Origin of the sequence: Streptomyces sp. CG 926 (assembly GCF_003148825.1) — a bacterium.
GTDB lineage: Bacteria > Actinomycetota > Actinomycetes > Streptomycetales > Streptomycetaceae > Streptomyces.
The window spans coordinates 209,253-234,706 of record NZ_QGGZ01000008.1 but is presented as its reverse complement, the minus strand read 5'-3'; the positions used below and the strand labels follow the sequence as shown (position 1 = coordinate 234,706).

At 70.9% G+C, this 25,454-nt stretch carries 25 protein-coding genes; 4 read left to right on the top strand and 21 right to left on the bottom strand.

What is annotated here, in order from left to right; all coding sequences use genetic code 11:
* Positions 1-51: 51 nt before the first annotated feature.
* Positions 52-1,131 (bottom strand): succinyl-diaminopimelate desuccinylase, encoded by a 1,080-nt coding sequence (gene dapE, locus BCL76_RS22455; protein WP_109781238.1) that lies wholly within the window; start codon positions 1,129-1,131, stop codon positions 52-54.
* Positions 1,132-1,217: 86 nt separating this feature from the next.
* On the opposite strand from dapE, the gene BCL76_RS22450 reads away from it, so the two are divergent.
* Positions 1,218-2,219, top strand: coding sequence for a hypothetical protein (locus BCL76_RS22450; protein ID WP_258309845.1), 1,002 nt, complete (start codon positions 1,218-1,220; stop codon positions 2,217-2,219).
* 297 nt (positions 2,220-2,516) lie between these two features.
* The gene (locus tag BCL76_RS22445) at positions 2,517-2,882 is read left to right on the top strand and encodes an ATP-binding protein (protein ID WP_109781237.1); all 366 of its coding nucleotides are present in this window, start codon (positions 2,517-2,519) and stop codon (positions 2,880-2,882) included.
* 70 nt (positions 2,883-2,952) lie between these two features.
* Here the strand turns inward: BCL76_RS22445 and dapC are convergent, their stop codons facing one another.
* Positions 2,953-4,047 (bottom strand): succinyldiaminopimelate transaminase, encoded by a 1,095-nt coding sequence (gene dapC, locus BCL76_RS22440; RefSeq protein ID WP_109781236.1) that lies wholly within the window; start codon positions 4,045-4,047, stop codon positions 2,953-2,955.
* A 109-nt stretch (positions 4,048-4,156) separates the two neighbouring features.
* Entirely contained in the window at positions 4,157-4,486 is a 330-nt protein-coding gene (gene fdxA / locus BCL76_RS22435) for a ferredoxin (RefSeq protein ID WP_030011906.1), read from the bottom strand.
* A 117-nt stretch (positions 4,487-4,603) separates the two neighbouring features.
* Between fdxA and BCL76_RS22430 the strand changes: the two genes are divergently transcribed.
* Positions 4,604-5,590, top strand: coding sequence for a GNAT family N-acetyltransferase (locus tag BCL76_RS22430; RefSeq protein ID WP_109781235.1), 987 nt, complete (start codon positions 4,604-4,606; stop codon positions 5,588-5,590).
* Entirely contained in the window at positions 5,587-6,381 is a 795-nt protein-coding gene (locus BCL76_RS22425) for a transglutaminase-like domain-containing protein (protein WP_109781234.1), read from the top strand. The genes BCL76_RS22430 and BCL76_RS22425 overlap by 4 nt, the downstream gene beginning before the upstream one ends.
* Positions 6,382-6,781: 400 nt before the next feature.
* On the opposite strand, the gene BCL76_RS22420 is transcribed toward BCL76_RS22425, so the two are convergent.
* From BCL76_RS22420 to BCL76_RS22330, 18 genes are all read right to left on the bottom strand, one after another.
* The gene (locus BCL76_RS22420) at positions 6,782-7,399 is read right to left on the bottom strand and encodes a response regulator transcription factor (RefSeq protein WP_109781233.1); all 618 of its coding nucleotides are present in this window, start codon (positions 7,397-7,399) and stop codon (positions 6,782-6,784) included.
* 10 nt (positions 7,400-7,409) lie between these two features.
* Positions 7,410-8,501, bottom strand: coding sequence for a sensor histidine kinase (locus tag BCL76_RS22415; RefSeq protein WP_109781383.1), 1,092 nt, complete (start codon positions 8,499-8,501; stop codon positions 7,410-7,412).
* A gap of 80 nt (positions 8,502-8,581) precedes the next feature.
* A complete protein-coding gene (locus tag BCL76_RS22410; protein WP_109781232.1) occupies positions 8,582-9,322 on the bottom strand; it encodes an ABC transporter permease in 741 nt (246 codons plus the stop codon).
* Entirely contained in the window at positions 9,319-10,263 is a 945-nt protein-coding gene (locus BCL76_RS22405; RefSeq protein ID WP_109781231.1) for an ABC transporter ATP-binding protein, read from the bottom strand. Before BCL76_RS22405 ends, BCL76_RS22410 begins: the two co-directional genes overlap by 4 nt.
* A 175-nt stretch (positions 10,264-10,438) precedes the next feature.
* Positions 10,439-12,457: a peptidoglycan binding domain-containing protein gene (locus BCL76_RS39880; protein ID WP_181382661.1), complete on the bottom strand. Its 2,019-nt coding sequence runs from the start codon at positions 12,455-12,457 to the stop codon at positions 10,439-10,441.
* Positions 12,458-12,662: 205 nt separating this feature from the next.
* On the bottom strand, positions 12,663-13,046 hold the full coding sequence (locus BCL76_RS22390) for a DUF6113 family protein (protein ID WP_109781230.1): 384 nt from the start codon (positions 13,044-13,046) through the stop codon (positions 12,663-12,665).
* Positions 13,043-13,939: an N-acetyl-1-D-myo-inositol-2-amino-2-deoxy-alpha-D-glucopyranoside deacetylase gene (gene mshB / locus BCL76_RS22385; RefSeq protein WP_109781229.1), complete on the bottom strand. Its 897-nt coding sequence runs from the start codon at positions 13,937-13,939 to the stop codon at positions 13,043-13,045. Before mshB ends, BCL76_RS22390 begins: the two co-directional genes overlap by 4 nt.
* 24 nt (positions 13,940-13,963) lie before the next feature.
* The gene (locus BCL76_RS22380; RefSeq protein WP_030012369.1) at positions 13,964-14,158 is read right to left on the bottom strand and encodes a hypothetical protein; all 195 of its coding nucleotides are present in this window, start codon (positions 14,156-14,158) and stop codon (positions 13,964-13,966) included.
* A 351-nt stretch (positions 14,159-14,509) separates the two neighbouring features.
* Positions 14,510-15,583, bottom strand: a complete 1,074-nt coding sequence (locus tag BCL76_RS22375) for an ABC transporter ATP-binding protein (RefSeq protein ID WP_109781228.1) — start codon at positions 15,581-15,583, stop codon at positions 14,510-14,512.
* Positions 15,576-16,559, bottom strand: a complete 984-nt coding sequence (locus tag BCL76_RS22370) for an ABC transporter ATP-binding protein (protein ID WP_109781227.1) — start codon at positions 16,557-16,559, stop codon at positions 15,576-15,578. The genes BCL76_RS22375 and BCL76_RS22370 overlap by 8 nt, the downstream gene beginning before the upstream one ends.
* 12 nt (positions 16,560-16,571) lie before the next feature.
* Positions 16,572-17,621 carry an ABC transporter permease gene (locus tag BCL76_RS22365; RefSeq protein WP_181382660.1) on the bottom strand — a complete coding sequence of 350 codons (1,050 nt, stop codon included), beginning with the start codon at positions 17,619-17,621 and terminating at the stop codon, positions 16,572-16,574.
* Entirely contained in the window at positions 17,614-18,537 is a 924-nt protein-coding gene (locus BCL76_RS22360) for an ABC transporter permease (RefSeq protein WP_109781225.1), read from the bottom strand. The genes BCL76_RS22365 and BCL76_RS22360 overlap by 8 nt, the downstream gene beginning before the upstream one ends.
* Before the next feature lie 31 nt (positions 18,538-18,568).
* Positions 18,569-20,200, bottom strand: a complete 1,632-nt coding sequence (locus BCL76_RS22355; RefSeq protein WP_109781224.1) for a peptide ABC transporter substrate-binding protein — start codon at positions 20,198-20,200, stop codon at positions 18,569-18,571.
* 106 nt (positions 20,201-20,306) lie between these two features.
* Entirely contained in the window at positions 20,307-21,233 is a 927-nt protein-coding gene (locus BCL76_RS22350) for a GNAT family N-acetyltransferase (RefSeq protein WP_109781223.1), read from the bottom strand.
* Between the two features lie 132 nt (positions 21,234-21,365).
* Positions 21,366-22,418, bottom strand: a complete 1,053-nt coding sequence (locus BCL76_RS22345; RefSeq protein ID WP_109781222.1) for an ABC transporter ATP-binding protein — start codon at positions 22,416-22,418, stop codon at positions 21,366-21,368.
* On the bottom strand, positions 22,411-23,502 hold the full coding sequence (locus BCL76_RS22340) for an ABC transporter ATP-binding protein (protein WP_078909174.1): 1,092 nt from the start codon (positions 23,500-23,502) through the stop codon (positions 22,411-22,413). The genes BCL76_RS22345 and BCL76_RS22340 overlap by 8 nt, the downstream gene beginning before the upstream one ends.
* 9 nt (positions 23,503-23,511) lie before the next feature.
* A complete protein-coding gene (locus BCL76_RS22335) occupies positions 23,512-24,435 on the bottom strand; it encodes an ABC transporter permease (protein WP_109781221.1) in 924 nt (307 codons plus the stop codon).
* Positions 24,436-24,458: 23 nt separating this feature from the next.
* Complete coding sequence (locus BCL76_RS22330; RefSeq protein ID WP_109781220.1) at positions 24,459-25,385, bottom strand: ABC transporter permease; 927 nt, start codon at positions 25,383-25,385, stop codon at positions 24,459-24,461.
* Between the last annotated feature and the right edge of the window lie 69 nt (positions 25,386-25,454).

Sequence of the window (25,454 nt, the reverse complement as noted above, 5' to 3'; positions counted from 1 at the left end):
CTGCTGATCGTTGGATCAGGGTAGGCGCACAAAGGTGACGAGAAGCGGAATTCAGGAGGTCAGCCAGGCGCGGAGTCGTTCCTCGCAGTGGAGGATCGCCTTCGTCTCGACGCGTTCGTCGACCTTGTGCGCCAGCAGGGCGTCGCCCGGGCCGTAGTTGACCGCGGGGACCCCGAGGGCGCTGAAGCGCGAGACGTCCGTCCAGCCGAACTTGGGCATGGCGCGACCGCCGACCGCCTCCATGAAGGCCCGGGCGGCCGGGTGGGAGAGGCCGGGGAGGGCGCCGGGCGAGGAGTCGTCGACCACGATCTCGGCGATGTCGCAGTCCGCGAACACCTCCCGTACGTGGGCCAGTGCCTCGGCCTCGGTGCGGTCCGGGGCGTAGCGGAAGTTGACGGTCACCGTGCACGCGTCGGGGATGACGTTGTTGGCGACGCCGCCCTCGACGCGGACCGCGTTGAGGCCCTCGTGGTACTCCAGGCCGTCGATGACCGGCCTGCGGGGCTCGTAGGCCGCGAGGCGGGCGAGGATCGGGCCCGCCGAGTGGATGGCGTTGGAGCCCATCCAGCTGCGCGCGGAGTGGGCGCGTTCGCCGGTGGTGCGGAGCAGGACGCGCAGGGTGCCCTGGCAGCCGCCCTCGACCTCGGCGTTCGAGGGTTCCAGCAGGACCGCGAAGTCGCCCGTCAGCCAGTCGGGGTGGGCGGCCGCCACCTTGCCGAGGCCGTTGAGGTCGGCGGCGACCTCCTCCTGGTCGTAGAAGACGAAGGTGAGGTCCCGGTTCGGCTCGGGCACGGTCGCGGCGATGCGCAGCTGCACGGCGACGCCGGACTTCATGTCGGTGGTGCCGCAGCCCCACAGCACGTCGTTCTCGTCGAGGCGGGAGGGGACGTTGTCGGCGATCGGCACGGTGTCGAGGTGGCCGGCGAGTACGACGCGCTCGGCGCGGCCGAGGTGGGTACGGGCGACGACGTTGTTGCCGAAGCGGTCCACGGTGAGGTGCGCGAGACCGCGCAACGCGTGTTCCACGAGGTCGGCGAGTACCTTCTCGTCGCCGCTCACGGACGGAATGTCGACGAGCCGGGCGGTCAGCTCGGCGGCGTCCAGGGTGAGGTCCAGCTCGGATTCGGACATGGAGCTGACCCTAATGCCCGGGGTGCGGCGAAGCCTCCTACGTCCGGCCGGTGGACGCGTCATATGCCTCAAGTACGGTGGGCCGCGTGTCCGAGACCCGTGATCCCCGTCCTCGTCGCCGCCGGCTGCTCCGGGCGGTCGTCGGCCTGCTCGTTCTCCTCGCGGTGATCGGGTATTTCGCCGTGCAGCGCGATTCGAACGGCGGCGGCGGTGCGCCGTTCTGCGTGGCCGGCGCGGATCCGATCGGGGCGGACGAGACCTCCGCGACGTACGAGATGTCCCCGGAGCAGGCGGCGAACGCGGCGACGATAGCCGCGGTCGGCATCGCCAAGGGGTTGCCGGACCGGGCGGTGACCATCGCGCTGGCGACCGCCATGCAGGAGTCCGCGCTGCGCAATCTCGACCACGGCGACCGCGACTCCCTCGGCCTCTTCCAACAGCGGCCGTCGATGGGCTGGGGCACGCCTGAGCAGATCACGGACCCGGTGTACTCGGCCGGGATCTTCTACGACCACCTCGTCGATGTACCGGGGTACTCACGGCTGCCGCTGACGGTGGCCGCGCAGAAGGTGCAGCGCAGCGGGTTCCCGCAGGCGTACGCGAAGCACGAGCCCGACGCGACGGTGCTGACGGCGGCGTTCGCCGGCGGCGGCACGCTCAACTGCGGCGGTCCGGCCCCCGCCGGGCCGGGCGACCCGCAGCGGGTGCAGGCCGACCTGATCCGGATCTTCGGCAAGGACGGGATGCACACCATGTCCGCGCGGGCCGGCCAGGCCGTCGCGAACACCGGCGGGAACACCAGCGGGAGCACCGGCGGCGGGCAGGTCGCCCCGGAGCCCGAGGTCACGCTGGTGGAGAAGAAGAACGGTGGCGAGGAGGCGACGCGCCGCAGCCGGGCGATGGCTCATTGGGCGGTGGCCAACGCGAAGGCGATGGGCATCTCCCGGGTGTCCTACGGCCGGCACGGCTGGGTCGCGGGCAAGGACCGGGGGCGGTGGCAGGACAGGGGCGGCGCGGGGACGAAGGAAGCCGCCAAGGACACCCACTACGCGGGGCCGGGCGAGGTCCGGATCTTCATGGCCCGCTGATCTCGCCCGCTCCCCGCTCCCCGCTCCCCTCTCCCCCGCCGACCTCGCGGCGGGCCGGGGCACGCGCCGGGGGCGCCCGGGCTGACGTACGAGTGATCACTCCTGCGGGGGGATCCGTGTAGCGGGCCACGGATCCCGGATCGGTACGGAAGCCCTGGTCGGCGCCCCTCCGATGCGCTTGTCGCGGAAGCCGATTAAACGATCCGTTACCGATCCTTTACCCACCGGCACCGCAACTCCACCCGCCCCGGGAGCGGTTAGTCATGGCGTACTCAGCCGCTACCGCTTAGGAGCAACATGTCTCTCCCCCTGACCCGTCGGATCGCCCGTGCCGCGCTGCTCCTCGCAGCCGGGGCAGCGCCCGTGGTCGGTGCGGCCGGTGCGGCCAGCGCCGCCGGTCTGGAGTCCGTGCCGCAGCTGGGCGGGCTCACCGCCCCCGACGCCGCGACGGCGGACGCGGCCACGGACGCCGTCGGCAGCGCCACCAAGACCCTGCCGGCGCCCGCCGCCGACGTGGCCGGTACCGCGCAGGGCCTGCTCGGCGGGCTCCCCGCCACGCAGGAGCTGCCGACGTCCTCGCTGCCGACGTCCGGCGCCCTGCCGGGCGGTCTGACCGGGGGCCTGCCGGGTGGCCTGACCGGTGGCCTGCCGCTCGGCGGCTGACACCGTAGGAACCACCGAGGGGGCCGGGAGCACGAACTCCCGGCCCCCTCGGGCATGTCCGCCGTACCCGTCAGCCGAGGCGCTTGACCGCCGCCTCGACACGCTCGTCGGTGGCGGTGAAGGCGACGCGCACGAACCGCGCGCCCGCCTCGCCGTAGAAGTCGCCCGGCGCGACCAGGATGCCCAGGCCCGCGAGATGGGCGACGGTGTCCCAGCAGGGCTCGTCACGCGTCACCCACAGGTACAGGCTCGCCTCGCTGTGCTCGACCCGGAAGCCGTGCGCCTCCAGGGCGGTGCGCAGTGCCGCACGGCGGGCCGCGTAGCGCTCGCGCTGCTCCTCGACGTGGGCGTCGTCGCCGAGGGCCGCGACCGTGGCCGCCTGCACCGGGGCGGGGGTCATCATGCCGCCGTGCTTGCGGATCTCCAGCAGTTCGCCGAGCACGTCCGCGTCACCGGCGACGAAGGCCGCCCGGTAGCCCGCCAGGTTGGAGCGCTTGGACAGCGAGTGGACGGCGACGATGCCCTCGTACGAGCCGCCGCAGACGTCGTCGTGGAGGACGGAGACCGGCTCGGCCTCCCAGCCCAGCTCCAGGTAGCACTCGTCGCTGAAGAGCAGGATCCCGTGTTCGCGCGCCCAGGCCACGATCCGGACGAGCTCCTCCTTGGCGAGGACCTTGCCGGTGGGGTTGGACGGGGAGTTGAGCCACAGCAGCTTCACACCGGCCGGGTCGAGCTCGGTCGGGTCGTCGTACACGACGGCCTCGGCGCCGCACAGCCGCGCGCCGACCTCGTAGGTGGGGTAGGCGAGCCGCGGGTAGGCGACCTTGTCCCCGGCGCCCAGGCCCAGCTGGGTCGGCAGCCAGGCCACCAACTCCTTGGAGCCGACGACCGGCAGGACGTTGCGGTGTTCGGCGGTGCTCGCGCCGAGCCGGCCGCGCACCCAGCCGGTGATCGCGTCGCGCAGGGCGACGGTGCCCCACACGGTCGGGTACCCCGGGGAGTCGGCGGCCTCGATCAGCGCGCGTCGGATCAGCTGCGGGACCGGGTCCACGGGCGTGCCGACGGACAGGTCGACGATGCCGTCCGCGTGGGCCGCCGCCGTCTTCTTGTACGGCTCCAGCTTGTCCCAGGGGAAGGCGGGAAGACGGTCGGATACTGCGGCCACGATGGTCTCTGCTCTCTCTGAGTACTGGCTGGTAGCGGGTCCGTAAACGCCTCGGTCCCGTGCGGCGACGAGGCCGTACGGGACCGGGTGGCGCGTCTGCCTGGAAAGGTCAGTGCTCGCCGTTGATACCGGCGGGCAGCGCCGCGACGAAGGGGTGGTCGCGCTCGATCAGGCCCAGCTTGGAGGCACCACCGGGCGAACCGAGCTCGTCGAAGAACTCGACGTTCGCCTTGTAGTAGTCCTTCCACTCCTCCGGGGTGTCGTCCTCGTAGAAGATGGCCTCGACCGGGCAGACCGGCTCACACGCGCCGCAGTCGACACATTCGTCCGGGTGGATGTACAAGGACCGCTGGCCCTCGTAGATGCAGTCGACGGGGCACTCTTCGATGCATGCCTTGTCCTTGACGTCGACACAAGGCTCCGCGATGACGTAGGTCACGCTCTCGTTCCTCCTCGGTAGGGCTTTCCATATCGCGCGGGAGCGCGGCGTCGTCGATGCCCGCACCTAGTATCTCCGTTCCCGGGCACGATCCGAACAGGAGGGGCGGACAGAGCTGTGGAAATCACTGCCGGTGGACTGCTGGAGGTCCGTATCACCCCGGCTGACGTGGGTAAACGAGTCTCTGTACGACGGGTGGAGGCCGTAGTGAGCGGATCACCCGAGTTCACGGACACGGTCGGGGTTCTCACATCCTGGGACCGAGGTGTGCTGCTGATCACAAAGAAGGACGGACAATCCGTCCGCATCTCGGAATCCTCGCTGGTCGCGGGCAAGATCGTGCCTGCGGCGCCGGCCCGGCGCCGGGGTCCCGCTGCCTCCTTCGAGGAGCTCTCACGGGTCGCCGCGCGGGCCTGGCAGCCGCTGGAGAGCGAGCGGCTGGGCGACTGGACATTGCGGGCGGCCGCCGGATTCACCCGGCGGGCCAATTCCGTACTGCCGCTCGGCGACCCCGGGATACCCCTGGACGATGCACTCGCGCGAGTGACCTCCTGGTACGCGGATCGGTCGCTGCCGGCCTACGTACAGGTCGCCACGGGGGCCGCCGGCACCCAGGAGATGCTCGGCGCGGAGCTGGAGCGGCGCGGCTGGACGTCGGAGGTGTCGGCCGAGGTACGGATCGGGGCGCTGGCCCCGGTGGGCGACGTGGACGCGCCCGCGGCCGATGCGGTGCGCCTGACCCGGGTCCCTGACGAGGAGTGGCTCGGGCGCTACGGGAAGGTGAGCGACCCGGACCTGGCCCGGCGGATGCTGGTGGAGGGCCCGTCGGTGTGGTTCGCGGCGCTGCCCGGGGGCCGGGCGATCGGGCGCTGCGTGGTGGACGGGCGGTGGGCCGGCTTCGCGGCGGTGACGGTGGACCCCGCGCACCGGCGCGAGGGCCTGGCGACGGCGGTGATGGCCGCGCTGGCCCGACGGGCGCTGGAGGAGGGCGCGTCGGCGGCGTGGCTGCAGGTCGAGACGGACAATCCGGGGGCGCAGGCCCTGTACGACGGGCTGGGCTTCGCGCGGCACCACACCTACCACCACTACCGGGCGGCCTCGTGAGCGCCGCGGCCTGGCGGGAGCAGTTCGCGGCCGAGGCCCGGGCGGAGCGGCCCGATCTGGCGCTGCTGTGCCTGCTGCTGGCCACCGAGGGTGATCCGGAGCTGGACGAACACGCCATGGACCGGGCGCAGATCGAGCTGGACCGGCTGGCCGGGATGCTGCCGTACGGGCTGCGCGGCGGGCGGGCGTGGGCGAACGCGGTGACGGAACTGCTGGGCGGGCGCCTCGGGTTCCACGGCACCCCGGCGGACTACGACCGGCTGTCGTCCTCGCTGCTGCACGAGGTGCTGAGGCGGCGGCGCGGGCTGCCGATCCTGTTGTCGGTGGTGTGGCTGGAGGTCGCCCGGCGGGCGGGGGCGCCGGTGTACGGGCTGGGGCTGCCGGGGCACTTCGTGGTGGGCTTCGGGGACCCGGAGGAGGGCATCGTGGTCGACCCCTTCGCGGGCGGCGCGTCCTTGGGGACCGGGCCGGCGGAACTGGCGTCGGGGCCGCGTGAGCCTGCCCGGACGCTGGACATCGTGCAGCGGATCCTGGCCAACATCCGAGCCTGGGCCTCGGCCCGCCCGGAGCAGTCGGGGGTGGCCCTGCGGGCGGTGGAGCTGTCGCTGCTGCTGCCGTCGCATCCGGCGGCGCTGCGGTACGAGCGGGCGCGGCTGCTGGTGGAGCGGGGCTCCTTCCAGGAGGGGGCGGCGGAGCTCGACGCGTACGCCGGGGTGGTGTCCGCGGTGGACGTCGACGCGGCGGCCCGTATCCGCGCGGAAGCCCTCTCGGCCCGAGCCCTCCTGAACTGACCCTCCCTTCCGGCTCCGCCGGGCCCGCTCCGGCTCCGCCGAGCCACTTCCGGCTAGGCCGGGCCACTTTCAGCCTCGCCGGCGTTCGAGGCTCCGCCGGGCCACTCTCAGCCTCGCCGGCGTTCGAGGCTCCGCCGGGCCACTCTCAGCCTCGCCGGCGTTCGAGGCTCCGCCGGGCCACTCTCAGCCTCGCCGGGGTTCGAGGCTCCGCCGGGCCACTCTCAGCCTCGCCGGCGTTTGAGGCGCGGGTCCGGGCGGAGCCCGGTGCCCGGCGGAGCCGGGTTCCCTGGGGCGCCGCCCCAGACCCCGCGCCTCAAACGCCGGCGAGGCTGGATGTGCCGGACCGAGGCTGGAAGTGGCCGGGCCGAGGCTGGATGTGCCGGGCCGAGGCTGGATCGGGCTAGAGCCAGCCCTTTTCGCGGGCCGTGCGGACGGCTTCGGCTCGGTTGCGTGCCGCCAGTTTCTGGATCGCCGTCGAGAGGTAGTTGCGGACCGTGCCCTGGGACAGGTGCAGCCGCGCCGCGAGTTCCGCGTTGGTCGCGCCGTTCTCCGCCGCCCGCAGGACCTCCCGTTCGCGGTCCGTCAGCGGGTTCGCGCCCTCCGCGAGGGCCGCCGCGGCCAGGGTGGGGTCGATGACGCGCTCCCCCTGGAGGACCTTGCGTACGGCGGCCGCCAGCTGCGCGGCCGGGGCGTCCTTGACCAGGAAGGCGGAGGCGCCCGCCTCCATCGCGCCGCGGAGGTAGCCGGGGCGGCCGAAGGTGGTCAGGATGACGATCCGCAGGGCGGGGAGCTCCGCGTGCAGGGCGGCCGCCGCCTCGATGCCCGTCATGCCCGGCATCTCGATGTCCAGCAGGGCCACGTTCACGTCGTGCGCCCGCGCCGCCGCCAGGACCTCGTCGCCGCGGGCCACCTGGACCCGTACCTCGATGTCGGGTTCCAGGCCGAGCAGCGCGGCGAGGGCCTCGCGGACCATCGACTGGTCCTCCGCCAGCAGGATGCGGATGGGGCGTGAGGTCATGGTCTCGATCCTATGCGGGGGCCATGGGGACGCGGGCGGTGAGGACGAAGCCCCTCGGACCGGTGCGGCCAGCCGACAGGCTTCCGCCGAGGGCCTCCAGACGTTCCGTCAGGCCGGTCAGGCCGTTGCCGGGGACGCTCGGGCCCTCGGCCGCGCCGTCGTCCGTGACGGTCAGTTCCAGCACCGGGCCGTCCAGGGTCTGGCGCGTCTCCAGCGTGACCCGGCACCGCTTCGCCCCGCTGTGCCGCACCACGTTCGTCACCGCTTCGCGCAGCGACCAGGCCAGGGCGGATTCCGCGGCTTCGGGGAGGTCGTCGGCCGGCGGTTCCGGGAGGTCCGCCAGTACGCCGGCCGCCGCGAGCGCGGTACGCGCGCCCGCGAGTTCGCCGGGGAGGGTGGGGCGCCGGTAGCCGCTCACCGCTTCCCGTACGTCGACCAGCGCCTGTCGGCTGACCTGCTCGATGTCGGCGACCTGCTGGGCGGCCGCCTCCGGCTGCGCGGGCAGCATCCGGCCCGCCAGCTCGCTCTTGAGCGTGATCAGCGACAGTGAGTGCCCCAGCAGGTCGTGCAGGTCCCGGGCCATCCGCAGCCGTTCCTCGTTGGCCGCGAGTTGGGCCACCGTGGCCCGGGCCTCGCGCAGCTCTGTCGTGGTGCGGATCATCGCCCCGACGCCGACCATCGCGAAGCCGCCCATCAGGGCCGGGATCAGCAGCCCCGCGAGGTAGGCGGTGCCGTCCGGGACCGCGTTCGCCGTGATCGCCAGCAGGGCCGTGGTGCCGATGACGGTCCAGCGGGCGTACCGGGCGGGGAGCGCGGCTCCGGAGGAGATGGCCACGTAGACGAAGAGGACGAGCCATTCGCGGCCCAGGCTCAGCGAGAGGACCATGGCCTCGGCGGAGAGCACCACCAGGGAGAACAGCACCCTGCGGGGCGGCAACTGGCGCGCGGTGCGGAAGACCAGAAGCAGGTACCAGCCGACGAAGGCCGCCAGGCCCAGGCCGCCGAGCAGTCGGGCCTCGGGGCTGTGTCCGCCGCTGATCAGATCGGTGACGGGGGCGCTCAGGTAGAACAGCCAGATGCTGATCCAGAGCATCTTCACCATCTTCTCGTGGCGGTTCTCCGGCTGTTTGGCGATCTCCAGGAAGTCCCGGTCCTCGCCTTCCTTCGTCAGCGCCACGGCTTTCACGCCTTCAGTGAGTCCTTGCGGTACAGCCAGGCGGCCGCACCGGTGAAGAGTACGAAGTACACCGCCAGGACGGCGACGTCCCCGGCGCGGGGCGCGCCGCCGAGCTCGATGGCCTGGCCCAGACCCGCGTAGGCGTGCGTGGGGAGCCACTCGCAGATGTTCTGGAGCCACTGCGGGAAGTTCGCGGTGGGCATCCACAGGCCGCCGAGGATCGACAGCGCGAAGTAGACGAGCATCGTGATGGGGCGGACGTTGTCCCCGGTGGCCAGGTAGCCGAGGGCGACGCCGAGGGCCGCGAAGACCAGGCTGCCGGCCCAGATCGCACCGACGAGGGCCAGCCACTGCCAGGCGTCGAACCGTACGCCCTTCACGGCGGCCGCCACCGCGAAGACGACCAGGATGGCGGGGAGGGAGAGCACCCCGGCGCCCGCGGTCTTGGCGAGGACGTAGCCGCGGCCCGGGAGGGCGGTCAGGCGGAGCTGGCGGACCCAGCCCTTCTCGCGTTCCTTGGCGATGCGTTCGCTGTTGCCCACCAGGACGGCGGTCAGGGCGCCGAAGGAGGCCATGGCGACCATGTAGAAGGCGGGCATGGTCAGTTCGGTGCCCATGACCTTGGTGGTGCCGTCGAGGGTTCCGCCGAGCATCAGGAACAGCGCGGCCGGATACAGGACCGTGAAGAAGAGGTACTTCTTGTTCCGCAGGGCGCGGACGATCTCCAGCTTGATGAGGGCGTTCACTGGGTGGCCTCCTCGGCCTCGGTGAGGGCGATGAAGGCCTGTTCCAGGCCGAGGCCCGCGACCTCCAGATTGCGGGGGTACAGCCCGAGCGCGTACACGGCGTGGATGGTGGCGTCGGCGTCGCGGGACTGGATGCGTACGGTGTCGCCGTGGTGGCCGAAGGCCGTCAGGTGGGGCAGCGCGCGCAGGCGGTCGATGTCGGTGTCGGCGGCGCCGGCCAGGTCGAAGGAGATCTTCCGGGCCCCGGCCGTGGCCTTGATCTCGGCGGCGGTGCCGTCCGCGAGCAGCCGACCCTTGCTGAGGACCAGGACCCGGTCGGCGATCGCGTCGGCCTCTTCCAGGTAGTGGGTGGCGAAGAGGACGGTGCGGCCCTGGTCGGCCTGTTCGCGCATGGTGGCCCAGAAGGCGTGGCGGGCGGTGACGTCCATGCCGGTGGTCGGCTCGTCGAGCACGATCAGGTCGTTGTCGCCGGCGGTGGCGAGCGCGAAGCGTACGCGCTGCTCCTGGCCGCCCGAGAGCCGGTCGACCCGGCGGTCGGCGATCTTGTCGATGCCGGCGCGGGAGAGCACCTGGTCGACCGGGTGCGGCCGCGGGTGCAGGGCGCAGCCGAGGGCGACGATCTCCCGTACGGTCACCTCCTCCATCAGGCCGCCGCTCTGCAGCATCGCGCCGACCCGGCCGGCGGCGACGGCCTCGCGCGGGGTGGTGCCGAAGAGCCGGACGGAACCGGAGTCGGCGGGGCGCAGGCCGAGGAGGAGGTCGAGGGTGGTGGACTTGCCGGCGCCGTTGGGGCCGAGGAGCGCGACGGTCTCGCCCGGGTGGAGTGCGAGGGAGAGACCGTCGACCGCCCGGACCTGGCCGTAGCTCTTGGTCACGTTCTCGAAGTCGACCACGCTGTCGGTGGTGGGCTTCGCGGTGCGTGTCGCGGTGGTCGTCGTCATGGAGAGAGATTCGCCCGTACGGGGTCCCGCGCGGCAGTGTCGGGCGTCGTGTGTGCCGGATGACAGATGTCATGCCGGGGACATGACGGTGCCCCCGCCCGGGGTCGGGCGGAGGCACCGTTTCTGCCATGACGTGCTGTGCGGGCGGCGGCTGCGGCTGCGGCCTGGATGTGCCCTAGCTCGGGTTGGTGTCGACGACCGCGGTGCGCTCGGCCGTGGTCTTGCCCCGCAGTGCCTTGCCGAGGGGGCCGGCGATGTCCTGCGGGGTGACGGGCGTCTTCTCCCCGTTGCCGCGGGTGATCAGGATCCCGTCGAAGGTGTTCCCGTAGGTCGCCTTGAGCGCCTCCAGGTCGAACTTCTCGACCAGCCGGCCGTCGACGGGCTGCATGCTCAGGATCTTGGGCAGGGACCTGGCGCCGAAGGCGATGGACTTGGTGCCCACCTTGACGGTGGCGTTCGCCGACATCGCGGGCTCGGCGAACTCCTTCATGGCCCGGTCCAGTTCGGCCTGGCCGATGGCCGGTGCCTTGGTGGTGGTCGGCAGTTCGGCCACGGCCGCCTTGCCGGTGGCGACCTGGTCCTTGTAGGTCTTGGCCACCAGTTGGACGGAGGCGTCCACGTCGAGGGTGGTGCCGGGGGTGCCGGGGACGGCGACGGCCTTGCCCGTGTCGAACTTGATCGTGCCCTCGGTGGCCGTGCCGGAGGTGCCCGCGAGCTCCTGGAGCGCGACCTGGAGCTTCTCCTCGTCGGTCGGCATCACCGGTTCGGCGACGCGCTCGTTGCCGAGGAGCGAGCCGATGACCGTGATCGGGTTGTAGTCGCTGCCGGCCGCGTTGCGGACGGTGGTCTGGGCGTCGAGGGTGAGGCCGGCCTTCTCGGGCTTCAGCTCGACCGGCTTGCCGCCGACGTTGAGCTGGATCGGGGCGGCGGCGCGGGTGCCGAAGGCCGTCTGGAGCTTGGAGACGGCCTCGTCGCGGCTGCCGCTGATGTCGGCGCCGAAAACGGTGGTGCCCTTGGGGACGTCGGAGTGGTTCAGGAGCAGTCCGGCGCCGTAGGCCACGCCGATGAGGGCGATGACACCGCCGCCGAGCAGGACCAGCTTGGAGCGGCCCTTCTTGGCGGGCTTGTCGGTGGCCTTGGGCTGCTTGGCCGCGGGGCGGGGGCCGGCCGGGGCGGGGGCCGGTACCGGCGTCGGCAGCGGTCCGTCCAGGTCGGGGCCGGGCCACTGCGGGGCCTCGTCGAAGGCCGCCGCGCCGGCCGGGCCGCCGACGGGGCCGGTGCCGAAGCCGGGGCCTGCGGTGGGTCCGGTGGGGCCACCGCCGTAGGCCGGGAAGGCCTCGGTGACGGGGCCGGCGTCGCCGTGCTCGTCACCGTACGCGGGGAAGCCCTGGGTCGACCCGACGCCCGGACCGCCGGGCATCGGGGCCGCGGGGGCGGGCGGGTAGCCCTGGCCGTAGTCCGCCACGGGCGGCGGCGGGGTGCGCGGCGGCGCGAAGGCGCCGTCCGGTCCGGGTACGGGCGGGCCCTGGGTGCGCGGCGGCGGGGCGAAGCCCGCGCCCGGCATGGCCGGCGGCGTGGGCGCCGGGGTCGGCGTCGGGGACGGCGTCCGGGTGGGCAACGGCCGCTGCGGGGGCCGCGGGGCGGCCGCGCCCGGCGGCGTCCGGTCCACGGCGGGGGCCGGCGCGGGCGCCGGGGCGGGTGCCGGGGCCTGGGCGGCCGACTTGCGGGGGGCGAACCAGTTGCTGGCCGCCTCCTCGGGTTCGGCCGCGGGGGCGGGCGCCGGCGGCTGGGCGCGGTCCGGCTCGGGCGCGGCCTCGATACGGGTCGGCTGCGGTCCGCGCCGCTGCGCGAGCGGTGGCGGCGGCGCCTGCTCGGGTGTGGGCTCGGGGCCGGTCTGCTCGCCGGCACCGGCCGAGCCGGAGTTGGTACCCATCGCCTTGCGCACGACCACCGGCGGAATCGGCCGCGAACCCGGGATGTTGATCCGGATCCGGGTCGTCAGGGTGGTCTCGGTCTTGGGCCCGTCGGAATCGGGCGTGGACGGCTTCGAGGTCACAGAGTTCTCCTCCGGAGCGGTCGCCGCAGCGTCCGTGGACGGGTACTGGCCGGTTCCGTACGGCGGTGTCCCCGAGGGGTAGGCGGCTCCACCGTGCCCCTTGGGCCCGGAGGACGAACTGTCGGTTTCACGACTCAAGGCAGGTTCTCCCGGTTGGCTCCGCCGCCCGTCATTCCGTGCGCGGGCAGCTCGGCGGCCCGTCCACCATACTGGCCGCCGCCCGCACGCAACTGACTGGCGGGAATCAGGGGTTCCTGATAGCGCCGGTCAAACCCCTCCGAAGTGTGCGGCGAGTACCCTCGCGCGTTCCCCGACGGACCTCCCTACGAGGTCCGACACCACGTCACTTGGCAGACCGAGCGGCCGAAACCGGCCGATCCAGCGGACCGCGCATCGTGGCACACATCACAGCGAGCACGGTTCCACCCAAAAGATAGACGTACACGCCGATTCCGGACGAACCGAGGAGGAAGTCCCCCTCGGGGCGCGGAATGCTGAGCATCACGTAGGAGAGGAACCAGCCGGCCGCGGCGCCGCCGACCCCGTAGCCGGTCCCGAGCGCGATCCGGCCGCCGAGGAAGAGTCCGAGGACGGCCAGCAGGGCGAGCAGCAGACCGCCGGGGAACCAGAGGTCGACCACCAGCCAACCGGCCGCGCCGGTCAGCGCGCCCGCGACCGCCATGCCGAGGCAGCCGGCGATCCGCCCGGCCGTCGTCGTGCCGCTCATGCCTCCACCCCCGCGAAGAGGTCGTGTTCGCGCTCGCCGGCCGGGGCGCCCGGCCGACCCTCGACGAGTTCGTAGTACTCACGGGTGAAGAGCGGCTGCGCCAGGTCGTTGGAGAGGGCGAAGACGGGCCCGTCCACGGCGATCTGGGTGGCGTGGGCCCGCATGGCGGCGGCCTTCGCCGCCCCGAAGGTGTCCTTGGCCTCGATCTCGGCGGTGATCCGCTCGTCGGCGACGACCCCCGGGACGTCCCCGGGCGAGCCCACCGCGGGGAAGGGCACCCCGCCCCCGCCGGCGCGCAGCCGGGCGAAGCCCTCCTCGACCACCGAGCGCGGGACGCGGTTCCAGTAGATCTTCCCGACCGTGTGGGGCGCGCCGAGGTCGCGCCGGTACGCGGTCTCCGCGGCCAGTTCGGCGGCGCGCATGGCGACCCGATGGGCCTGGATGTGGTCGGGGTGCCCGTATCCGCCGTCCGGGTCGTAGGTGACGAGCACCTGCGGACGCAGCTCCCGGATCACCTCCACGAGGTACGCGGCGGCCTCGTCCACGTCGGCGGACCAGAAGGCCTCGGGGCGGTGGTTCTGCGGGGCGCCCATCATCCCGGAGTCCCGGAAACGGCCGGGGCCGCCGAGGAAGCGGTGGTCGTGGACGCCCAGTTCGGCCATGGCCGCGGCGAGCTCGCCGACGCGGTGGGCGCCGAGGGTGTCGTCGCGGTCGGCCGCGAGGTGCGCGAGCCCGGGCGGGATGACCTCACCCTCCTCGCCCAGGGTGCAGGTCACCAACGCGACGTGGGCGCCCTCGGCCGCATACTTGGCCATGGTGACGCCGTTGTTGATCGACTCGTCGTCGGGGTGCGCGTGCACGAGGAGCAGACGACGGGCGGGAAGACCGTTCATGGGGCCTAGCCTACGAGGCAGGACCTAGAACTTGAGGCCACTGATCATGCTCGCCACGTTCGAGGTGAGCTGGCTGAGGGTCGGGGCGATGGTGGAACTCGCCAGGTAGAAGCCGAGCAGTACGCAGACCACCGCATGTCCCGCCTTCAGGCCCGCCCTTCGGACCAGCAGGAAGACGATGATCGCCAGCAGCACCACGGCGGAGATCGAGAGTGCCACGGCGTTTCACCTCCACGTCGAGCGGACATCGGTACGCGTATTCGTGCTCAGCAGGAGTCATACCCACCGTGCGCTACGGATCATAACTATCCGTACCAGCGCATCGATCGAAATCCGGCAGCACGAGGGGCGCATGCCGCGCATGAGTGGGGGCACGGGGAGGCCGGCCGGCGAGGCTGTACGCCTCCCCGGCCGGCTGTCGGCACCCGCACGGCCGCACGGCATCCAGGTTGCATGCCCCAGATCTCGGGGCAGAAACGGTCAAGTTGCCCGCACGTAAACGGAGTTGCCGGGGCGTCCGGCGCTCCCCCACCCGGCACACAGCGGTGGCCGGAAATGATCGGTATGCGGCTACTCCTTCGTCGGCGGATCCACCGGCTGCGGGGGTGTCGGGGGCGGCTGGTTCGACGGCGGGACCACCTGTTTCTCCGCCGCGAAGTGGCAGGCCGACGGATGCGCCGCCGGGCCCGTGGGGAAGACCTGCGGCACCGCGAGCAGCGGAACCTCCACCGCGCAGCGCTGCTCGGCCTTCCAGCAGCGGGTGCGGAAGGGGCAGCCCGAGGGTGGGTTGGCCGGGGAGGGCACGTCACCGGTGAGGATGATCCGCTCGCGGTGCGCGCGGGCCTGCGGATCCGGGACGGGGACGGCCGAGAGCAGCGCCTGGGTGTACGGGTGGGTCGGGTGCTCGTAGATCTGGCGGTCGGTGCCGATCTCGACGATCCGGCCGAGGTACATGACGGCCACCCGGTCGGAGATGTGCCGGACGATCGAGAGGTCGTGCGCGATGAAGACGTAGGACAGGTCGAATTCGCTCTGCAGGCGGTCCAGCAGGTTGACGACCTGGGCCTGGACGGAGACGTCCAGGGCCGAGACCGGCTCGTCGGCGACGATGATCTCGGGTTGCAGGGCGAGGCCGCGGGCGATGCCGATGCGCTGGCGCTGACCGCCGGAGAACTGGTGCGGGTACCGGTTGATGTACTCCGGGTTCAGACCGACGACGTCGAGCAGCTCCTGGACCTTCTGCCGGCGGTTGCCCTTGGGAGCCACCTCGGGGTGGATCTCGTAGGGCTCCCCGATGATGTCGCCGACCGTCATGCGCGGGTTCAAGGAGGTGTACGGGTCCTGGAAGACCATCTGGATGTTGCGGCGCACGGCCTTCAGGGCGCGCCCCGAGAGCTTGGTGATGTCCTCGCCCTTGTACGAGATCGCGCCCGCCGTCGGCCGCTCCAGATTGACGAGCATCTTGGCCACGGTGGACTTCCCGCAGCCGGACTCACCGACGATGCCGAGCGTCTCACCGGCGCGCAGGTCGAAGGAGACCCCGTCGACGGCCTTGACCGCGCCGACCTGCTTGCGGAAGACGATGCCCCGGGTCAGCGGGTAGTGCTTGACCAGGCCCTTCACTTCCAGCAGGGACTCAGCCATGGAGGCACTCCTTCCAGAAGTGGCAGGCGCTGGTCCGCTCCACCGGGGAGTCGGTCACCCGGTACAGCGGCGGGACGTCGGTGCGGCACACCGGCTGCGCCATCGGGCAGCGGGGGTTGAAGGCGCAGCCGGGCGGGATGGCCACCAGGTTCGGCGGCAGGCCCTTGATGGCGTAGAGCTCCTGGCCCTTCTGGTCCAGGCGCGGGATCGAGTCCAGCAGGCCGCGGGTGTACGGGTGCGCGGGCGCCTTGTAGATCTCGTGGACCGGGGCCGCCTCGACGATCCGGCCCGCGTACATCACCGCGATCTTGTCGGCGACGTCCGCGACGACGCCGAGGTCGTGGGTGATCAGGATCAGGCCCATGTTCAGCTCGCGCTGGAGCTCGGCCAGCAGGTCCATCACCTGGGCCTGGACGGTGACGTCCAGGGCCGTCGTCGGCTCGTCGGCGATGATCAGGGAGGGCTCCAGGGCCAGCGCCATGGCGATCATGATGCGCTGGCGCATACCGCCCGAGAACTGGTGCGGGTAGTCCCCCACCCGCTCCTTCGCCGCCGGGATCTTCACCCGGTCCATCAGCTCGACGGCCTTGCCCTTGGCGGCCTTGCGGGACATCCCGCGGTGCACCTCGTACATCTCGCCGAGCTGCGCGCCCACGCTCAGCACCGGGTTCAGGGAGGAGAGCGCGTCCTGGAAGATCATGGCCATCTCGGCGCCGCGGACCTTGCGGCGCTCCTCCTCCTTCATCTTGAGGAGGTCCTTGCCCTTGAAGAGGATCTCGCCGCCCGCGATCCGGCCCGGGGGCATGTCGAGGATGCCCATCACGGCCTGGGCGGTGACCGACTTGCCGGAGCCCGACTCACCGAGCACGGCCAGCGTCTCGCCCTCGGCCACCGAGTAGTTGACGCCGTTGACGGCCTTGGCGACTCCGTCGCGCGTCTTGAATTCCACGTGCAGGTCGCGGACTTCGAGCAGCATGTGCGGGGCTCCTCAGCGCAGCTTGGGGTCGAGGGCGTCGCGCACCGCGTCGCCGAGCATGATGAAGGCGAGCACGGTCAGGCTCAGCGCGCCGGCCGGCCAGAGCAGCATGTGTGGGGCGTTGCGGATCTGTGAGGCCGCGTTGGAGATGTCGATGCCCCAGGACACGGTGGGCGGGCGCAGGCCGACGCCGAGGAAGGACAGGGTGGCTTCCAGGGCGATGTACGTGCCCAGCGCGATGGTGGCGACGACGATGACGGGCGCGACGGCGTTGGGCGCCACGTGCCGGAGCATCATCCGGCCGTTGCCGGCGCCCAGCGCCCGGGCGGCCTGGACGTAGTCGTTCTGTTTGGCGGTGATGACGGAGCCGCGGCCGATGCGGGCGATCTGCGGCCAGCCGAGGAGCACGATGAAGCCGACCACCGGCCAGACGGTGGTGCTGGTGACCACGGACAGGAAGACCAGGCCGCCGAGGACGACGGGGATGCCGAAGAAGATGTCGGCGACCCGGGAGAGCAGCGCGTCGCCCCAGCCGCCGAAGAACCCGGCGAGCCCGCCGAGCAGCGAGCCGAGCAGGGCCGCGCCCAGGGTGGCGCAGACGCCCACGGTGATGGAGGCGCGGGCCCCGTAGACCGTACGGGTGTACACGTCGCAGCCCTGGGTGTCGTAGCCGAACGGGTGGCCCGGGGAGGAGCCCTGCTGCGACTTGGACAGGTCGCACTGGAGCGGGTCGCCGCTCGCGATGAGCTGCGGCCAGATCGAGATGATCACGAGGAACAGGATCATCAGCGAGGAGATGATGAAGACGGGGTTGCGGCGCAGCTGGTGCCAGGCGTCGGACCACAGGGAGCGGGGCCGCCCGCCGGAGGCGGCTGATGGGTACAGCCCGCCGGGGCCGATCCCGCCCCCTGGGCCGGTCTTCTCGATGCCCTCGACGCTCTCGGCCGCCTCGATGGCCAGATCCATGGGTCCCCCTTGGCCGGTCGGGGAGACCGCCTCGCGCGGGCGGGGCCCGACGGGATCGTAGCCGCCGGGCCCTTCGGGACGCTCGGGGTCAGGCATACCGGATCCTCGGGTCCAGGACCGCGTAGAGCAGGTCGACGAGCAGGTTCGCCAGCAGGAAGACGATGACGAGGATGGTCACGAAGCCGACCACCGTCGGGGAGTTGTTGCGCAGGATGCCCTGGTAGAGCTGGTATCCGACGCCGTGGATGTTGAAGATCCGCTCGGTGACGATGGCGCCGCCCATCAGGGCGCCGATATCGGTGCCGATGAAGGTGATGACGGGGATCAGCGAGTTGCGCAGCAGGTGCCGGGTGACGACCCGGCGGCGCGGGAGCCCCTTGGCGACGGCGGTGCGCACGTAGTCGGCCTTGACGTTCTCGGCGATGGAGGTGCGCGAGAGCCGGGTGACGTAGGCGAGGGAGACCAGCGCGAGCACGATGCCGGGCAGGATCAGCTCGTTCAGGGGGGCGTCCGGGGAGACGGTGGGCCGGACCCAGCCCCATTTGACGCCGAAGAGGTACTGGAGCAGATAGCCCGTCACGAACGTCGGCACGGAGATGACGACGAGGGTGAGCACGAGCACGCCGGTGTCGACGGACTTGCCGCGGCGCAGGCCGCTGACCACGCCGAGGGTGATGCCGATGACGATCTCGAAGAAGATCGCCACGAGGGTCAGGCGCAGGGTGACGGGGAAGGCGCTCGCCATCAGCTCGGTGACCGGCTGGCCGTTGAAGGCCGTGCCGAAGTCGCCCTGGAAGATCTGGCCCATGTAGTGCAGGTACTGCTTCCACAGGGGCTGGTCGAGGAAGAGGTCCTTGCGGATGCGCGCCGCGGTGGCGGGGTCGGGCGCCTTGTCGCCGAAGAGGGCCGCGACCGGGTCACCGAGCGCGTACACCATGAAGAAGATCAGGAACGTGCTGCCGATGAACACCGGGATCATCTGGAGCAGCCGCCGGATCACATAACGTCCCATGGACTGCTCCAGGATCGATCCGTTGCGTGGGTCAGCCGACCTTGATCTGGTCGTACACGGGGACGCTGAACTGGTTGAGCGCCACGTCCGAGAGCCGCTCGGCGTAACCGGCGCTGCCGTTCTGGTACCAGAGCGGGATGGCCGGCATCTGCGCGGCGAGGATCTTCTCGGAGTCCTGGAACTTCGCGACGGCCTTGGCCGGGTCGCTCTCCTGGTTGGCCTCGTCGACGAGCTTGTCGAAGTCCGCGTTGCTGAACTTCCCGTAGTTGGAGGAGGCCCCGGTGTAGTAGAGGGGCTGGAGGAAGTTCTGGATCAGCGGGTAGTCGGCCTGCCAGCCGGAGCGGAAGGGGCCGGTCAGCTTGAAGCTGCTCTGCTGGTTACGGAAGTCCGCGAAGGTGCCGATCGGGTTGACCGTGCAGACCGGGCCCTCGCCCAGCGCGTTGTTGATGCTGTTGCAGACGGCGTCCATCCAGTCGCGGTGCGAGCCGGTGTCCACGTTGGAGGTCAGCGTGACCTTGCCGCCGGGGAGCCCGCCGGCGTCCGTGATGAGCTTCTTGGCCGCGGCCGGGTCGTAGACGCAGGCGTCGCCGCAGACCGTGGAGGAGAAGCCGCCCTTCTCGCCGAGGGCCGGGGAGGTCCAGTCCTTGGCCGGGGTGCGGGTCTCACGGAAGATCTGCTTGGTGATCTCGTCGCGGTTGATGGCCCGGGAGATGCCGATCCGGACGTTCTCCATCCCTTCCTTGTTCCACTGCGGGTCGTACAGCGGGAAGGTCAGGGTCTGGATGATGAGGGCGGGCTGGTTGATGTACCGGTCGCCGAGGTCGTTCTTGACGTTCTTGAGCTGCTGCGCCGGGATGTCGTCGACGAGGTCGAGGTTGCCGGAGATCAGGTCGGTGTAGGCGGTGTTGTTGTCGGTGTAGACCTTCAGGTCCACGCCGCCGTTCTGCGCCTTGTCCGGGCCGGGGTAGGTGTCCCACTTGCGCAGCTTCATGCCGGTGCCCTTGGTGTACGAGTCCACCGTGTAGGGGCCGTTGCCGATGGGCTTGTCCAACCAGCCGGCGTGGTCGGTGAAGAAGGCCTTGGGCAGGGGGGAGAAGGCCTGGTAGCCGAGGGTCTCGGGCCACGTGGAGAACTTGTTCTTCAGGGCGACGGTGAAGGTCTTGGCGTCCTTGACGACCAGTCCCGACATCGTCTTGGCCTTGGGCTCGCCGGAGGTGGGGTGGACGTCCGCGTACCCGACGATGTCGGAGAAGAACGGCGAGTTGTTCTGCTTGTTGCGCACGTCCGCGCCGTAGTTCCAGGCGTCGACGAAGGACTGCGCGGTGACCGGCTCGTCGTTGCTGAACTTCCAGCCGTCCTTCAGCGTGACGGTGAAGTTCTGACTGTCCGTCGTATCGATCTTCTCGGCGACCATGTCGAGGGCCTCGCCCGTCTTCGGGTCGTAGCGCTTGAGGCCCCGGAAGAGCATGTCGAGAACCTTGCCGCCCTGCACCTCGTTGGTGTTGGCGGGCTCCAGCGGGTTCTGCGGGTCACCCCACGAGGAGCTGACGATGCCCGCCTCGCCGCCGCCTCCGCCGCTGTCGCTACCGCCGCCGCAGGCCGTCGCCGTGAGGGCGACGGCCACCGCACATGCGGCCCACTGGGCGTGGGTGGCTCCGCGCATGGAGTGCCTCCTAGGATCCCAAGACTCGCTTAGGGGCCTATGTCACCCTATGTAGGACCTCGCACACTCCCGGTTGGACCGATTGCACCCGCGCGTCACGCCCCTGTCACCCCTGGGGGTGCAATGACAGCTCCCACGAGTCGACCGCGTAGTGCAGGCCCATCCCGTGCGCCTCGTACAGCCCGAGCGCGCCGGTCTCGTTGTGGGTGTCCACCCCGAGGCCCACGGAGTCCCGGCCGCGCGCCGCGTAGACGGCGAAGCAGTGGCGGAGCAGGAAACCGCCGATGCCCCGGCCGCGTACCTCCTCGGTCACGCCGATGTGGCTGACCCAGGCCATGCTCGTCCGGTCGTCCCGGGTGAGCAGCACGGCCGCGTCGCCGTGGCCGGGCAGGCTTGCGATCCACACCAGGGACCAGTCCAGCTTGCGGCCGTCCATGTGGTCCAGCCAGGTCTCGTACGGGCGGTCCACATGGCCGAAGTGCGCGGCGAAGGTCCGCTCGATCAGCGCGTGGGCCCGGTGGCGATCGGCCTCGTCGTCGCCGCAGTGCCGCAGGGTGAGTCCGGCCGGCGGGGTCGGCGCCGGGTCGGCCGCCGGGGACAGGGAGCGGGTCATCACCTGGTAGCGGCGGATGGTGCGGTAGCCGCGCCCGGTGAGGAGGGAGAGGTCGAGGGTGGGCTTCACGTTGAGCTGGAGTCTCAGGACGCCGGGTCCGGCGGACAGCTCCCGGGCCCGGGCCTCCATGTGCTCCAGCAGCAGGAGGGCGGCCTCGTGGTGGCCGGGCAGCACGTAGTGGTCCCCGTCGACGCGGCCCGGGCCGGAGTCCGCCCAGACGAGGGCGTAGGCGACGAGTCTCCCGTCCTGGAAGGCGACCCAGGAATCGGTGGCCAGGTCCACGTCGGGGGCGTTGAGATCGGACTCGACGGTGCCCAGATCGGTCTCCGGGCGGCCGATCTCGATCACGTCCACGGCATTGAGCAGGGCGCAGATGTCGGACGCGTCCCCGGGACCGGCGGGCCGTACGGTGAGGGTCATTCCGTCACTGTCCGGCCCGGGCTCCCGGGGGCGCAACCGGTTTCCCCGGGCCCCTGCCCCGGGGCGTGGAAAACGGCCGGCCCCCGGTGCCGTGAGGCGCCGGGGGCCGGCCGTTTCGGACGAACGCGTCGGTCAGACGGCCAGGATGGCCTTCTCCTCGGCGAAGTGGCACGCGGACTCGTGCGCGGCCAGGGTGTTCACGCCCTTGAAGCGCTCCGGGATCGCCAGCAGCGGCTCCTCGGTGGAGCACTTGTCCTGGGCCTTCCAGCAGCGGGTGCGGAAGCGGCAGCCCGACGGCGGGTTGGCCGGGGACGGGACGTCACCGGTGAGGATGATGCGCTCGCGGCCCTCGCGCGCGTCCGGGTCCGGGACCGGGACGGCGGACAGCAGCGCCTGGGTGTACGGGTGGGTCGGGTGCTCGTAGATCTCGGCGTCGGAGCCGATCTCCGCCATCTTGCCCAGGTACATGACGCCCACGCGGTCCGAGATGTGCCGGACGATCGAGAGGTCGTGCGCGATGAAGAGGTAGGAGAGGTTGAACTCGTCCTGCAGCTTCTCCATCAGGTTGATGACCTGGGCCTGCACCGATACGTCGAGCGCGGAGACCGGCTCGTCGCAGATGATGATCTCGGGCTGCAGGGCCAGGCCGCGGGCGATGCCGATGCGCTGGCGCTGACCGCCGGAGAACTGGTGCGGGTACCGGTTGATGTACTCCGGGTTCAGACCGACGACGTCCAGGAGCTCCTGGACCTTCTGCCGGCGGTTGCCCTTGGGAGCCACCTCGGGGTGGATCTCGTAGGGCTCCCCGATGATGTCGCCGACCGTCATACGCGGGTTCAGCGACGTGTACGGGTCCTGGAAGACCATCTGGATGTTGCGGCGCACGGCCTTCAGCGCGCGGCCGGACAGCTTGCTGATGTCCTGGCCCTTGTAGAAGACCTCGCCCGCGGTCGCCCGCTCCAGGTTCATCAGGAGCTTGGCGACCGTGGACTTGCCACAGCCGGACTCGCCGACGATGCCGAGGGTCTCGCCCTGGTAGAGGTCGAAGGAGACCCCGTCGACGGCCTTGACCGCGCCGACCTGCTTCTTGAACAGGATTCCCTGGGTCAGCGGGAAGTGCTTGACCAGGTTACGGACCTGGAGGATCGGCTCGCGCTCGGTGGCGTTCTTGGTGAGCTCAGCCATGGATCTGGTCCTTCCAGAAGTGGCACGCGCTGCCGCGGCCGGGCAGTTCGGTGCCGTCCTGCTCGGTGACCGGGTGCAGCACCGGGATCTCGGTGCGGCAGATGTCCTGCGCCTTGGGGCAACGGGGGCTGAAGGCGCAACCCGTGGGGATGCGGAGCAGGTTGGGCGGCAGGCCCTTGATCGCGTAGAGCTCCTGGCCCTTCTGGTCCAGGCGCGGGATCGAGTCGAGCAGGCCGCGGGTGTACGGGTGCGACGGGCGCTTGTAGATCTCGTGGACCGGAGCGGTCTCGACGATCCGGCCCGCGTACATGACCGCGATCTTGTCCGCGACGTCGGCGACGACGCCGAGGTCGTGGGTGATCAGGATCAGGCCCATGTTCATCTCGCGCTGGAGCTCCGCGAGCAGGTCCATGACCTGGGCCTGGACGGTCACGTCGAGAGCCGTGGTCGGCTCGTCGGCGATGATCAGGTCCGGCTCCAGGGCCAGCGCCATGGCGATCATGATGCGCTGGCGCATACCGCCGGAGAACTGGTGCGGGTAGTCACCCACGCGCGCCTTGGCGGCGGGGATCTTCACGCGGTCCATGAGCTCGATGGCCTTGAGCTTCGCGTCCTTCTTGGACGCGCCCCGGTGGACCCGGAACATCTCGCCGAGCTGGTCGCCCACCGAGTAGACCGGGTTCAGGGAGGACAGCGCGTCCTGGAAGATCATCGCCATCTTGTTGCCACGGAGCTTGCGGCGCTCCTCGTCGGACATCTTGAGGATGTCCTTGCCGTGGAAGCGCACCTCGCCGCCGGACACGCGTCCGGGCGGGCTGTCGAGGATGCCCATGATGGCCTGAGCGGTGACGGACTTGCCGGAGCCGGACTCGCCGAGCACGGCGAGGGTCTCGCCGGCGCTGACGCTGTAGCTCACGCCGTTGACGGCCTTGGCGACCCCGTCACGGGTCTTGAACTCGACCTGGAGGTTGTCGACCTCCAGCAGCGGCACGGCGGATCCGCCGCCCGTCTCCGCAACGCTGAGAATCTCCGACGTGGTCACGCCGCCACCTTCGTCCTGCTTGCTGATGTTGTCTCGGGGCATCGGGCGGCCCTACCGGAGCTTCGGGTCGAGCGCGTCACGCAGGCCGTCGCCGACGAAGGCGAAGCCGAGCACGGTGATGACGACGAACAGGCTGGGGAAGTACCACAGGTAGTCGTTGACACCGATGAAGCCCTGACCGGCCGCCAGCATGTTGCCCCACTCGGGGACGTCGACGGGGACGCCGGCGCCGAGGAAGGACAGCGCCGCCACACCGACGATGGTGGTACCGACGTTGAACGTCGCGTAGACCAGCACGGCGGTCAGCGAGTTGGGCAGGATGTGCGTGCGCACGATGCGCCAGCCGCTCGCGCCCAGTGCCTTGGCCGCGTGGACGTAGTCCATCTCGCGCACCGACAGGATCGAGCTGCGCAGGAGCCTGGACACGGTCGCCCACGAGAAGATCGCGAGCGAGATGACCACCGGGGTGATGCCGCGACCGGTGACCAGGATGATGACGACGGCACCGATCATCAGCGGGAACGCGAGGAACACGTCCGCGATGCGCATGACCAGCGTGTCGGCGAAGCCGGCGAAGTAACCGGCGATGGCGCCGAGGGCGACACCGATCAGTACCGCGAAGAAGATCGAGGCGAGGCCGACGAACATGGCCACGCGGGTACCGGCTATGAGGCGCGAGAACATGTCGCGGCCCAGGGCGTCGGTACCCATCCAGTGGGTGCCGTTGGGCGAGGCGAGGGTGTTCTCGAGGTCCTGCGCACCGGGGTCGAACGGGGTGAGCATGTTCCCGAAGATCGCCGTCAGGAACAGCAGCGTGATGATCACGAGGCCGACGACGGCCAGCTTGTTCTGGACGAAGCGGTGGCGGATCTCGCCCCACTGGCTCAGTTGCTTGGGTCGGGGTTCGGCCGGGGCCGAAACGGACGACACGGGGTTCTCGTCCCCGATCGCCGGGCTCGTTGCGAGCTCAGACATGAGGAAATCCTCCTTGGGGGCGGTCAGCTGAGGCGGATACGCGGGTCGAGGGCCGCGTACAGCAGGTCCACGATGAGGCTGAGGACGACGAAGATGGCGACGCTGTAGGTCACGACGCCGATCACGATCGGGTTGTTCTGCTGCTGAATCGCCTGAACCAGTGCCAGACCGACACCGTCCCAGTTGAAGATCGCCTCGGTGATGAGCGCGCCACCGAGAAGTCCGCCGAACGAGATACCCAGGTAGGTGACCACGGGGATGGACGAGTTGCGGAGCACGTGCTTGAAGAGCACGCGCCGGCGCGGAAGTCCCTTGGCCACGGCCGTCTTCACGTAGTCCGCGCGCAGCACCTCGAGCATCGTGCCGCGGGTGAGGCGGGCGACGAACGCGACGTCGGTGATCGCGAGGGTGATCGCGGGAAGGACCATGCCTTCGAGCTTGTCGCCGCCGAGCTGCGGGAACCACTGGAGTTCCACGGCGAAGTACTTCATGAGCAGCATGCCGATCACGAACGTCGGGAATCCGACGGCCATGGTCGTAAAGAATGTCGTGGCCATGTCCAAGATGCTGTATCTGTACAGGGCGGCGATGATGCCGACGCCCATACCGAACACCGTGACGAGAACGATGGCCAGGAGGGCCAGCTTCGCGGTGTTCTGCAGCTTGGGACCGAGGATTTCGGAGACCTCGCGGCGCTGGACGAAGTCCTCGCCGAGGTCACCGGTCGCGACCTTGGCCACGTAGTTCACATACTGCTCGGGCAGCGACTTGTCGAGCCCGTAACGCGCCTTGAGCTCCGCGACCACCGCTGGGTCACGTGCCTTGTCGCTGCCTGCGATCGAGCCCACGGGGTCACCGGGGAGAACGAACAGACACGCGAACAGAACCATGGTCGCGCCGATGAGGACTATGACCATCTGCCCGAGGCGACGGGCGACGTACCTTCCCATGTTTGTGCCTCTCTACCTGGCCGCTTCTGGGAGCAGCGGCCTCCGACCCAAGGAACGGGCCGGCTCTCG